The sequence below is a fragment of the Bradyrhizobium sp. HKCCYLR20261 genome (assembly GCF_051168435.1).
In the GTDB taxonomy this organism is placed as follows: Bacteria; Pseudomonadota; Alphaproteobacteria; order Rhizobiales; family Xanthobacteraceae; genus Bradyrhizobium.
The window spans coordinates 205,437-216,965 of sequence record NZ_JBNPUZ010000009.1 but is presented as its reverse complement, the minus strand read 5'-3'; the positions used below and the strand labels follow the sequence as shown (position 1 = coordinate 216,965).

Genomic DNA, 11,529 nt, shown 5'->3' with positions numbered 1-11,529 from the left:
CATAGATCAGCCCCCAATCGATCCACGATCCCAAAGACAGGCCCGGGCTCCTCCGGCCGTTCGGTCGATAGCTCGATGGTTAACCTGGCCACGATCTGGACAGCAACGATCGGTCCATCTGCGCAGGCAATCCTTGCCAGAACAGGGCCGGCCCCCCTCCATCCTCTCCCGAACTCTCGGGCAAGATCTCCTCTTTTGCGCGCTCAATATTCCCGAATGACCATCATTCAAGCTTGGGGGTGCGCAGGCAGGACTTATTTATCACGCTCGATGTTTTTCTCCGACAAGACGTCTGCTGCGCGCATGAAAGGGACCGAGCCGTCCAAGGAGACACTGACCGCGCTGGTCGCCTATGTCCGATCACTTCCAAACCCGAAGAACTGGCAGCTCAATGAGAATGGAACACAGTCGTCCGCTGCGACGCCTTCGGTACAGCGTGGCTTTGCGCTGTTCATCGGCGATGGTGGCGTACAGCCGGAGCAGAGAGGGCGACGGTGTCGGCTCAGTTGGCTCGCCTGACATAGATCTCGACGTCGCGGACCGTATCGGCGAGGCGATAATCTCTGAGCAGGTCATCGAGTTCGGGGCTGTCATGAAGCCACTTGCCCCACGGTCCCGTCATGTTGTCGACGAGAACGACGGTCGGATTCGAACGCCGGAAATCCTCAATCATCCATCGTCGTTCCCGCTGCGAGTAAGCATCGACGATGGCCAGGGTCTGAGTATCGTAGAGGCCGCTTTCGCGGGCGTAGTCTTCATAGCTCGCGACCAGCAGGCTTTGCTGCCGTGAGGCCCAGACCGCACCAACGGACCGGATCAGCGGGTGCGCGAGACCACCGTTGCCGGAGATCGCAAGCATGGTCGGATGTTCCAGGCCGAGCCTGGCGATGGCGGGCCGCAGAAAGCTTGCATCGAGCGCATGATTGAACCAGGAGACGGTGGGCAGAACGAGGGCGATTGCCGCCGCCGCTCTTGCAAGTCTTGACAGGGGGATGATCGGCCCTGCCGCCGGTGAGCTCAGCGCGAAGCCCAGGCTGAGCCAAGCGAACGCCAGCATTGGGTAGGAATGATACGGCCAGCCCTTCCGCTGCAGCAAGTAGACGACGAAGAATGCGACTGACGTCACGAGCAGGAGCTGGAGTACCGGTTCGAGCTCCTTGCCGCGCTTCGGTAGCAGCGCCGCAGCCAAGGTCAGGATCCAGAGCGTTGGGGCCGGTTTCATCAGCATCAGGCTCAGGGGCAATCCGATTGAATAGACGTCTCGGACCAGCGGCAGCATGTCGGTGAAGTATTCGGGGAAGAACAGCACGGTGCTGGCGCCATAGACCGCCACGACGGCAACGGCCACGAGGCTCTCACCTGAGACCAGTATTCGCGACGATTTCAGATGGGCTGCCGCGAAGCAGATGACGCCGGCAACTGCAAGAGCGAAATGCGGCTTGAAGCATAGGGCAAGGCCCATGCCGACGCCAGCGACCCAGACCGCCCATGGTGGTGGCAACTCGCGGCGAAGGCGCATCGCCATGACCGCAATGAACGGCATCAGTTCGATCACCGCGATATGCTCGCGCTGCCCGAAGGACTGTAGCGGCAACAAGGCCAGCGCAACAATGGCCGTGATCGCCATGCCCCATCCATGGCCACGAGCAAATACGGTCGACCGTCGCAGGATCATCGTGCTGGCGGCAAGGGAGACGGCGATGGCCAGGAACACCAATACGTCCAGGACGAACTCCGGCGGAAGGCTGAGCTTGCGCCCTATCAGGAGGGCAGGGACATAGACCAGCACCGCCATGGGAGGATTGGTCTCGAGAATCTCCGAATAGAGGCGCTGACCGTCGAGCCAACGTTCACCGGCGATCAGCAGCCAGCTTACGTCGCTATTTCCTGGCGTCAGATGGCGCAGCAGGATTGCCGCTCCGAAAAAGCCCGCGACGATCGCCCAACATATCGCCGTTGAATATGAGGCGGCGTTCACCCTCTGGAAGTGGCCGCGGTCAGCAGCGAGGTGCAGCGTCATGGTACCCTCCCGTAGATCTACGGAACCGTACCTAGACACCATTAACGGATTGCCTGTTTTTATCCCGACAATCTATGGTTTATCTCCTACGCGAGGGCCGTTTTGGCTCAGAGCAGCAGATTTCCCGTTTCGCTACTCACTGAGCGAGGTCAATGATCCCCTTTCGCAAGGCGACATCGGAACGTCGGGTTCGTCTCCGCGTCTCCGCCCTGGAGCCACTTTTCCCTGACCGCACCCGCCTTGAGGTTCAACTGCTTGGTGCAGCGAAGCATTTCGGTCATACCCACCGGCTCGCTGGCCAGCTGATGTGCAATCTGGTTCGGATCGACGGCAACCTGGTGAAACCGCAGCAACAATGTCAGGCAGTCACGCCCTGTATCTCTCTGCCCGCCATCGACCGGCACTACTTCAAGTCGTACCTGTATCAGGCAGACGGGAAACATTCTGACAAGAGCCGGCCACCTTCTTTCTAAGGTGGCCGGGAACGTAGCAAAATCGTCATCGAGACCTCCGCCTCGGAGCTCCTGCCAAGCGGACAAGTCGGGATTCGAGGAATTGCGCTGTCAAATCCGATGCGCTGAATTGAACTCTCGCGTGTGCGAGTCATCTCCAAGCGCGTCGTTCCCTTTGGTTGCCCGATGCCATCCGATGGCCATGGACGGATAAAGATGTCGGGAATTACGGGAATTCCCATCGTTCGGGTCTGCAGTGGAAACCCTGCTGAGGGCTTCGCGCCGAAATCCGAAACCCGTCACTGTCTCGTGCTGCGAACGATGTTCGTTCGCGATTGTCCCGCTCACGGTGCAGGATGACGAAGTTGCCGCAGCGCTCCACTTTGAGCACAGCCGCGATTGTCTTTCGCCGAACACCGAGATAGCCGCCTATCTCTCCGCTGCGAACCACACAACCCGCAGTCGCACACAGAGACGGTATTTTAAGCATCACATCAACGGTATTGATGTATTTCACTCGTTGAGGTTGATTTTGCGGTCACGAGCGCCGTAACAAGGCACCGACGGATACAAAACGCAATCAATCAAGACGTGAGGCGGACGACCATGTCGGAGACCGCGAGCGCTAGCCTTTTGCCTGCTTACATCCGAAGCCGGATATCAGTGGTCAAGAGCGCTCTGTTCGACTCTCGCCGCGCCCATGAGGCAGCAACAGCCTGGGCGGTCTTCCAAATCAACTGGGTGATCACAGCGGCTTTCTGGATCGCGTTCGGACTATGTCTGCTCGTTACAGACTTTCGCGCCGAACCGATGAGCTACCTTGTCGTCCTGTCGATCTCCGCCATCTACGGCTATATCGGCTACGCCAACGCACGATCATCTCAGCGAGCGAAGCCATGGATCTTTTCCCTTCTCACTGGGATCTCCCAATCCATCCTGGCCTCGGTCGTTTTGGCATCCTTATCCTACATTGCGACAGCTGCAAATCTGCGGCTCCAGGACGCCAACTTACTCGCGATCGATGAGCTGCTAGGCTATGACTTCCGTAGCTTCTTGGGCTACGTCAACGGCCGTCCGTGGATCATCACGATCTTGGCGTTTGGCTATCGATCGATCTCGTTGACGATCTTCGTCATTGTCCTCGCATTGCCCTTATCCGGCAATTATCGCCGGCTCGCGGAATTCAATCTCGCGTCAAGTCTGGCACTAGCGACGACTTGCTGCATCACTCTCTTGGTTCCGGCTATTGGCGTCTACCATGCTTTAGGCTTATTCCCCTCTGACTACCCGAACATCGTTCCGCAAGCCTTCTACGACTCAGCGCATGGAATGCTTCTTGTGCGTGACGGAACATTGCGCCTGTTGGATCCAAGGTCCCTCGCCGGCATCGTGACATTCCCGAGCTATCATGCCGCCGCCGCAGTGCTCGACTGCTGGGCTTTGTGGCCGGTTCGCTGGCTTCGTCCGTTCAATGCCTTCACAAATGGCGCGATGTTGCTTTCAACGCCCATTGGCGGCGGTCACTACCTTGTCGACGTGATTGCCGGCATAATCATTGCGATCGTGACCATTCTCGCCGCGCGGTCCATCGCCTGCAGGCAATCGGATCGTATCAAGGCGGCCAGCTTGGGCGGCTACAGTAGCTGAGGCTCACGCCTCCGCTGGCGATCAGCGCTTTGCATCCCAGATCCGGCGGGCGGGCTGAACGAATGCGGCTCGCGGAGTAAGCCGTGCAAGAAGGCAGGATCTATTATTCTCAACGGATATTCATTGGGAGTTGCCATCTGGCAGCACGGCGGCGATTTGCCTGAAACACTCAGCTTTTTTCATCACTTCGTTCACTGGTGGCGCGACACTGGCCGGGATGTCTGCCTGAGAGGACCCCCACCGGCGATCAACACGGCCGATGCGTCCCATCGCCGCGCATCTTGCGCTGGCCAGACTCCCTTCCCATCCATGACATCGAAATCGCTCGGCGCGCGCTGGTGGCGGAACATGCGGTTCGCTGTTGCGGGGAGGCACCGTGGGGACCCAACGTGATCTGCGCCTGGACGTCTTCCGCGGACTCGCGTTGTGGCTGATCTTTCTCGACCACATCCCCTCGACGATCGCCAACTCCTTCACGCTGAGGAATTTCGGGTTCAGCGACGCGACCGAGATCTTCGTCTTCATCTCAGGCTATACGGCTGCATTGGTGTACGGGACCGCGATGAGCCGGCAGGGCTTACTGGTCGCGGGCGCACGTATCGTGCGCCGCACGTGGCAGATCTACGTGGCGCACATCTTTCTGATCTGCGTCTATCTGGCGCAGATCGCCTTCGTCGCTCGGAATTTCGAGAACGCGCTCTACTCCGAGGAGATGGGCGTCTTCGAGTTCCTTCGCGAACCTGACGTCACGTTGATCCAGGCGCTGTTGCTGATGTTCAAGCCGGCGAACATGGACGTGCTGCCGCTGTACATCGCGCTGTTGGCGGCGTTTGCTCCGCTGCTCTGGCTCATGCTCCGGTGGCCGCTGGTCGCCCTTCTCGGCAGCATCGCGATCTATGCCGCGGCCCGAATGATCGATCTCAACCTGCCGGCCTATCCCAGCGGTCACTGGGTGTTCAACCCGTTTGCCTGGCAGCTCCTGTTCAATTTCGGCGCCTGGTGCGCCCTCGGCGGCGCCGATCGGTTGCGCAAGCTCATCCTCTCCGACCTCGCTTTGGCCGCCGCTGCCATCACCCTCGTGATCTCGCTGGCGATCGTCGTCACCTGGCACGTCCCCGCATGGACCATCCTGGTGCCGCGATGGCTCGCGGAGTGGATGTATCCGATCGACAAGGCGAGTCTCGATCCGTTGCGGATCATGCACTTTCTGGCACTGGCGATGTTCGTGGTGCGCCTTGTGCCGCATGGGACACCCGGCTTGCGTTCGCCCTATCTTCGCCCGCTGGTGCTTTGCGGCCAGCATTCGCTCGAGATCTTCTGTCTCGGCGTCCTGCTCTCATTCGCAGCGCACTTCATCATCATGGAAGCGCACGGCGGCGTCGCCCTGCAGCTGCTCGTGAGTCTGGCCGGAATCGTGCTGATGACATCGGCCGCAACTATCATGAGCTGGTTCAAGCGTATCGATGGTCGAAGCCGCGACGCGAGACCGACAAGCGCCGGCGCGACAGGAAGTTCCTGACGAGAGCCCGCAGCGATTGGCCGCATCCGCATCACTGCTACATGGTTTGATCCGACTGCCCGCGGCGGGCATAGATCATCTGATGTTGTCATTATCTCAATGGTTGAAGCACCATGCAGCTAGTCAAGCGGGCGCCGGCGTCATCCTGATGATCGCGGCCACCGCCGCGCTGGTCATCGCCAACTCCCCGGCATCAGATCTCTACTTCGGCACGCTCCAGCACTACGTCGCGGGTCTTTCCGTCCTGCACTGGATCAACGACGCTCTCATGGCGGTGTTCTTTCTGCTCGTCGGGCTGGAGATCAAGCGCGAGTTCCTGACGGGACAGCTTTCGAGCTGGCCGCGTAGGGCGCTCCCGGCGTTTGCGGCGGCAGGCGGAATGGCTGTTCCCGCGCTCTTCTACGTCGGCTTCAACCTGAACGATGCCGAGACGATCCGCGGCTGGGCGATACCGACGGCCACCGACATCGCGTTCGCTCTCGGAGCACTGGCGCTGCTCGGCTCGCGCGTGCCGGCATCGCTCAAGGTGTTCCTGACAGCCCTCGCCATTCTGGACGACCTCGCTGCGGTCACGGTCATTGCGGTCTTCTACACCGATCATCTTCTCCTCGGATGGCTCGCTGCGGCAGCAGCCATCATCTTGATGCTGCTGATCCTGAATCGAGCCGGGGTTGCCAGCTTGTGGGTCTACTTGATCCCTGGCGCCGTCCTCTGGTTCACCACGCTGCAGTCCGGCGTCCACGCCACCTTGGCAGGCGTCGCACTCGCACTGACCATTCCTGCGTCGGGAGCCGGGCAATCGCCGCTGCTCCGGCTGGAGCATGCGATCCAGCCATGGGTCTCCTATGCGATCCTGCCTGTCTTCGCTTTCGCCAATGCCGGCCTGTCTCTCGCCGGAATGACCTGGGTGGCGCTGAAGGAGCCCGTGACCATCGGCATCGTGACGGGCCTGTTCCTGGGCAAGCAGATCGGCGTGTTCGCCGCGACGTGGGTCGCCATTCGCCTTGGGCTGGCTGACCGGCCTGACGGAACGGCCTGGCACCAGATCTACGGGGTGTCCGTCCTCTGCGGCATCGGCTTCACCATGAGCCTGTTCATCGGCCTGCTCGCATTTCCCAGCGCCGAGACGCTTCAGAACGAGGTGAAGGTCGGCGTGATGCTGGGATCTCTGATGTCCGGACTACTCGGCATGGCGCTGCTGAGTCTGCCTGCGAGGCGTGCCGCCATAGCTGCGACGTAGCTTCGTATCAGTCGGGATCGCCGCCACCCGGCCATTTTGACCTCGCTTGCTTGCGCATGGGGTCCCTGCGCAGAGCACATTCGCCACAGAATGCCCCCGCCGTAGCCCGTGAGGACGGCGCAAACGGGCAATTGCAGGGCGGAACTCTCACGTTTTCCTGACTCGTGCGTCAGAACGCCGCGGCTCGAATCCCCCTATGGTCCGCACCGTTTCCAACCCACGGAGGTTTTCCGCATGCGTAAACTGATCATCGCCACCGCCGCCCTCGCCTTCGTCTCGTCGGCTGCTCTTGCCCAGTCGACCGAGAAGCCGATGACGACCACCGGCCAGGCGGCCAAGGGCGGCGACGCCATGGGCGGAGGAGACGACATGAAGATGAGCAAGACGAAGAAGAAGGCGGCGAAGAAGTCGTCTGGCGACGCCATGTCGAAATAGGCGATGGCGGCGCCTGTCCGCAGGCCCGCCGCTTCGTCACGAGATCGGGCCGCTCCCTTCAGGGGCGGCCCTTGTTCATGTGGAACGGGGACCGATGCATCTCAGCCCGGGGCCAGCCCCATCTGCTGCAATCGGCCCGCAAACCAGGCCGACAGCACGGGATCGATCCGGGCGCCGACATAGACCTCGGGCGTGATCACACCGCGGCGGTCGAGGATCACCAGCACGCCGATCCAATAGGCAAACCATAGATGCGGGTCGGTCAGCGCCATCAGCTTGTGGCGGTCATGCGCGAGCGGCTGGTGATTGCTGGCCTTGCGGACCTCGATGGCCAGGAGATTGTCGGGGACGGCGCGCTTGTGCACGACGATGTCAGGATAGATCGATTTGCCCAGTTCGTCGTCGGTCGAGACGATCGAGCCGCGCGGCAGCAGCATGGTGCGGTCGTCGAGCCGGTTGTAGTCGCAATCGACGTCCCAGCCGAGGAAGTTGCGTTCCAGATGCACGGCCAGCCGGTGCGTCAGGGCGCGCTCACCGAGATCACGGTCGAGGATGAAGCGCTCGCGCGCATAGAACTCCTGCAGCGCGGAGATCAACCGGTTCAATTCGCTGTGCATGCCGCCCAAACAGAACAAACGATGGAGACGTCACCATCAACACGCGATCGCGTTGAGTCGCCAACCTAAAAAGCGGCGATGACGCTGCCATCGGCCGGCGGCCGATTTGCGGCCGCCGGGTCGTGGGCGAGGCGCTTACATCTGCACTTCGATCAGGCGCGGGCCGTATTCGGCATTCGCTTCCGCCAGCGCGGCGTTGAACTCGTCCGCCGTGGTGACCGCGCGGCCGGGGACGCCCATGCCCTTGGCCATCGCGACGAAGTCGAGCGTCGGGCGGTCGATCTTCAGCATGTCCTGGGCGCGCTGGCCGGGCTGGCCGGCGCCGACGCCGTCGAACTCGCCGCGCAGGATCTGGTAGATCCTGTTGGCGAACACCACGGTGACGACGTTGAGGTTCTCGCGCGCCTGGGTCCACAGCGACTGGATCGTGTACATCGCGCTGCCGTCGCCGACGAGGCACATCACCTTGCGGTCCGGGCAGGCCACCGCGGCGCCGGTCGCGACGGGGGTCGAGAAGCCGATCGAGCCGCCCATGTTCTGCAGCCAGTCATGCGGCTTCGCTGCCGCCGTCGGCGGGAAGAAGCCGCGGCCGGTGGTGATGGATTCGTCGACCACGATCGCATTCTCGGGGATCGCATAGGCGATGGCCTGGGCAATCGTCGTGTGGTTCAGCGCGCCGGTCGGCTTGATCAGCTCGGCGAGCGCCTGCGGCTTCACGTCAGCCGGCTTGGCGCCGAGATGACCGGCGAGCGCCTCGAGCGCCGCGGCCGAATTCTCGCCCCAGGCGGTCATGCGGTGCACCTCGGTGCCCTCCGCCTTCAGCATGCTCGGCTTGTTCGGATAGGCGAAGAAGGCGACGGGGTCGTTGGCCTCGACGAGGACGATGTGCTTGTAGTTCTTCAGGATCGGCAGCGCCTGCTCGATCACGTAAGGAATGCGGTCGATCGAGAAGCGCCCGGCGCCGCGCGCCATGCGCGGGTGATAGGTCTGGCCCATGACGCGGCAGCCGGTCTTGCCGGCGATCTGCTGGGCGAAGGTCAGCGCCTGCTCGGTCAGCGCGCCCGCGGTCATCAGCACCAGCGTATCCGGGCCGTGGGCGTGCAGGATCTTCGCCGCCTTCTCGACCGCGTCGGCCGAGTAGCTCGGGCGCTGCGTCTCAGCGGGAACCTGGGCGATGCCGTCGGCCTCGTTCCAGGCGGTGTCGGCCGGCAGGATCAGGGTGGCGATCTGCGGCGGCGCGCTCTTGGCGGCGGCGATCGCGGCGGCGCCGTCGGCGGCCACCGCCTTGGCGCTCGGCGAGGTCCGCACCCAGTCGGACATCGGACGGGCCAGGCCTTCGATGTCCGAGGTCAGCGGGGCGTTGAAGCCGATGTGGTAGGTGGCGTGCTGGCCGACGATGTTGACGATGCCCGAGCGCGCCTTCTTGGCGTTGTGCAGATTGGCGAGGCCGTTGGCGAGGCCGGGGCCGAGGTGGAGAAGCGTCGAGGCCGGCGTGCCCTTCATGCGGAAATAGCCGTCGGCGGCGCCGGTCACCACGCCCTCGAACAGGCCGAGCACGCAGCGCATGCCCTCGACCCGGTCGAGCGCCGCGACGAAATGCATTTCGGACGTGCCCGGATTGGTAAAGCAGACGTCAACGCCCCCCGCGACCAAAGTCCGCACCAGGCTTTCCGCACCGTTCATCATTCGCTCCCGCTGTATCCGCGCCGTATTCAAAAGCTTAAGGCAGATCAATCATTGTTCGCCGGCCCCGTCAAAGGGCGCAGCCGCATTGCTGCCATCACGGCCCTGCTCATACGCGGACTTTGCTAACAGGGTATTGGCTCCGACCATGCGCCGCGCCGTGGGATTTGGGCCACGGATCGGCTTCACATGGCGGCCTCACGCCGCCGTGGGTTGCGAATTGCAACCGTTTATGGCCTGTCTGCGAACGGAATTCGATTGTTTGCCAGGGGATGGAAATGAAGCAGTCTATTGCTTTGGGAATTGCTGCAGTCGCGTTGATGGCCAGCGCCGGCCTGGCGCGGGCGGAAATGTTCGACACCAGGGACATCTTCGGTGGCGGGCCGAACTTCTACCAGGGCGGCGTCAGCCCGATTCCGCGCGAGACCGTCATGTTCCAGAGCCAGTATGCGCCTGGCACGATCGTGGTGAACACCTCCGAGCGCCGGCTCTATCTGGTGCTGCAGGGCGGCCAGGCGTTGCGCTATGGCATCGGCGTCGGCCGCGACGGGTTCCGCTGGAGCGGCGTCCACCGCATCACCGCCAAGAAGGAATGGCCGGCCTGGACCCCGCCGGCGCAGATGCTCCGCCGCCGCCCCGATTTGCCGCGCCACATGGCCGGCGGCATCGAGAACCCGCTCGGTGCGCGGGCGATGTATCTCGGCTCGACGCTGTATCGCATCCACGGCTCCAACGAACCGGAGACGATCGGCCAGGCGGTGTCGTCGGGCTGCTTCCGCATGACCAATGACGACGTCGCCGATCTCTATGATCGGGTCTCGGTCGGCACCACCGTGATCGTCAAGAACTGAGAGCCTGATCGATCGGGATGATGTCCGAAGGCCACAGCGTCCGCCCTCGCCAGGAGCAGCGCCGCTCCTGGCGCCGCTTGCCGAGGACAGCGCTTGCGCTGACCGCGGCGGCGGCCGCGCTCGTGACCATGACGATCCCATTGCCGGCCTCGACCGCCGAGGTTCCAGCCATCGCCGCGCGCCAGCGCGCCGAGAAGAAGAGCTTCACCGACGCCGAGATCATCGACGGCTTCTTCAAGACCGCGTTCGGCGCGGAGTATCACCTCGCCGGCCGCGTCGACCGGATCAGGAAGTACAGCGCGCCGGTGCGGGTGTTCGCGGACGGCCGCCGCGCCGACCGGAAGGCGCAGCTCGCCAAGGTCGTCGGCGACATCGCCACGCGCATCCGCCATCTCGACATCGCGATGACCGAGAGCGACGGCGACGCCAATGTCCGCGTCAAGCTGGTGCGCGACCGCGACCTCTACCACACCATCAGCCAGGCCTATGGCAGCGAGCGCGCCCGCGAGATCAAGACCTCGCTCGACCCGCAATGCCTGTCCGGCTTCCGCAAGAACGACGCGTTCGAGATCGAGCATTCCGACGTCATCCTGACCGTCGACAATGGCGACTTCGTCTTCCTCGACTGCGCCTATGAGGAGCTGCTGCAGTCGCTCGGGCCGATCAACGACACCTCCAGCGTGCCCTGGACGATGTTCAACGACAACGTCTCGATGGGCTATTTCGACGTCTACGATCAGTACATCCTCAACCTGCTCTACGACCCCCGCGTCAAGGCCGGCATGACGCTGGCCGAGGTCAGAGCCGTGCTGCCCGACGTGCTGACGGACGTCCGAGCGTGGGTGAAGAAGACCAACAATCTGTCGGAGTAGTTGCGGGGCGGGTCGTCGCGGTTTGCCCGGCTCCCGCAACACCCTCGGTGTCGTCCCGGCGAACGCCGGGACCCATACGCCGCGGCCGTCGTGTCGGGCAAAATGCCAATAGCCAGCGTGCCTCAAACCGCTCCCTGGGGGTATGGGTCCCGGCGTTCGCCGGGACGACACCGGTTTTGCCGAAACGGGTCGG

11 protein-coding genes are annotated in these 11,529 nt (G+C 62.8%); 8 read left to right on the top strand and 3 right to left on the bottom strand.

Features of this window, described 5'->3' with window-relative positions:
- The first annotated feature begins 216 nt into the window (after positions 1-216).
- Positions 217-519, top strand: coding sequence for a hypothetical protein (locus ACQR1L_RS22265; protein ID WP_434860048.1), 303 nt, complete (start codon positions 217-219; stop codon positions 517-519).
- Here ACQR1L_RS22265 and ACQR1L_RS22260 read toward each other — a convergent pair.
- Positions 503-2,020 (bottom strand): hypothetical protein, encoded by a 1,518-nt coding sequence (locus ACQR1L_RS22260; RefSeq protein WP_434860047.1) that lies wholly within the window; start codon positions 2,018-2,020, stop codon positions 503-505. The genes ACQR1L_RS22265 and ACQR1L_RS22260 overlap by 17 nt on opposite strands.
- Before the next feature lie 152 nt (positions 2,021-2,172).
- Between ACQR1L_RS22260 and ACQR1L_RS22255 the strand changes: the two genes are divergently transcribed.
- The 5 genes from ACQR1L_RS22255 (at position 2,173) to ACQR1L_RS22235 (ending at position 7,313) form a co-directional block, all read left to right on the top strand.
- Positions 2,173-2,493: a hypothetical protein gene (locus tag ACQR1L_RS22255; RefSeq protein WP_434860046.1), complete on the top strand. Its 321-nt coding sequence runs from the start codon at positions 2,173-2,175 to the stop codon at positions 2,491-2,493.
- 585 nt (positions 2,494-3,078) lie between these two features.
- Positions 3,079-4,119, top strand: a complete 1,041-nt coding sequence (locus ACQR1L_RS22250; protein ID WP_434860045.1) for a phosphatase PAP2 family protein — start codon at positions 3,079-3,081, stop codon at positions 4,117-4,119.
- A gap of 376 nt (positions 4,120-4,495) precedes the next feature.
- Positions 4,496-5,638, top strand: a complete 1,143-nt coding sequence (locus tag ACQR1L_RS22245; protein ID WP_434860044.1) for an OpgC domain-containing protein — start codon at positions 4,496-4,498, stop codon at positions 5,636-5,638.
- An 82-nt stretch (positions 5,639-5,720) separates the two neighbouring features.
- Positions 5,721-6,878, top strand: coding sequence for a Na+/H+ antiporter NhaA (nhaA, locus tag ACQR1L_RS22240; RefSeq protein WP_434860084.1), 1,158 nt, complete (start codon positions 5,721-5,723; stop codon positions 6,876-6,878).
- Between the two features lie 234 nt (positions 6,879-7,112).
- A complete protein-coding gene (locus ACQR1L_RS22235; protein WP_434860043.1) occupies positions 7,113-7,313 on the top strand; it encodes a hypothetical protein in 201 nt (66 codons plus the stop codon).
- A 101-nt stretch (positions 7,314-7,414) separates the two neighbouring features.
- On the opposite strand, the gene ACQR1L_RS22230 is transcribed toward ACQR1L_RS22235, so the two are convergent.
- Both ACQR1L_RS22230 and ACQR1L_RS22225 read right to left on the bottom strand, forming a co-directional pair.
- Entirely contained in the window at positions 7,415-7,930 is a 516-nt protein-coding gene (locus ACQR1L_RS22230; RefSeq protein ID WP_434860042.1) for a hypothetical protein, read from the bottom strand.
- A 135-nt stretch (positions 7,931-8,065) separates the two neighbouring features.
- The gene (locus tag ACQR1L_RS22225; RefSeq protein WP_434860041.1) at positions 8,066-9,613 is read right to left on the bottom strand and encodes an acetolactate synthase large subunit; all 1,548 of its coding nucleotides are present in this window, start codon (positions 9,611-9,613) and stop codon (positions 8,066-8,068) included.
- 278 nt (positions 9,614-9,891) lie between these two features.
- On the opposite strand from ACQR1L_RS22225, the gene ACQR1L_RS22220 reads away from it, so the two are divergent.
- Together ACQR1L_RS22220 and ACQR1L_RS22215 are read left to right on the top strand one after the other, a co-directional pair.
- The gene (locus tag ACQR1L_RS22220; RefSeq protein WP_434860040.1) at positions 9,892-10,464 is read left to right on the top strand and encodes a L,D-transpeptidase; all 573 of its coding nucleotides are present in this window, start codon (positions 9,892-9,894) and stop codon (positions 10,462-10,464) included.
- A gap of 128 nt (positions 10,465-10,592) precedes the next feature.
- Positions 10,593-11,336: a DUF2927 domain-containing protein gene (locus ACQR1L_RS22215; protein ID WP_434860083.1), complete on the top strand. Its 744-nt coding sequence runs from the start codon at positions 10,593-10,595 to the stop codon at positions 11,334-11,336.
- Positions 11,337-11,529 lie beyond the last annotated feature (193 nt).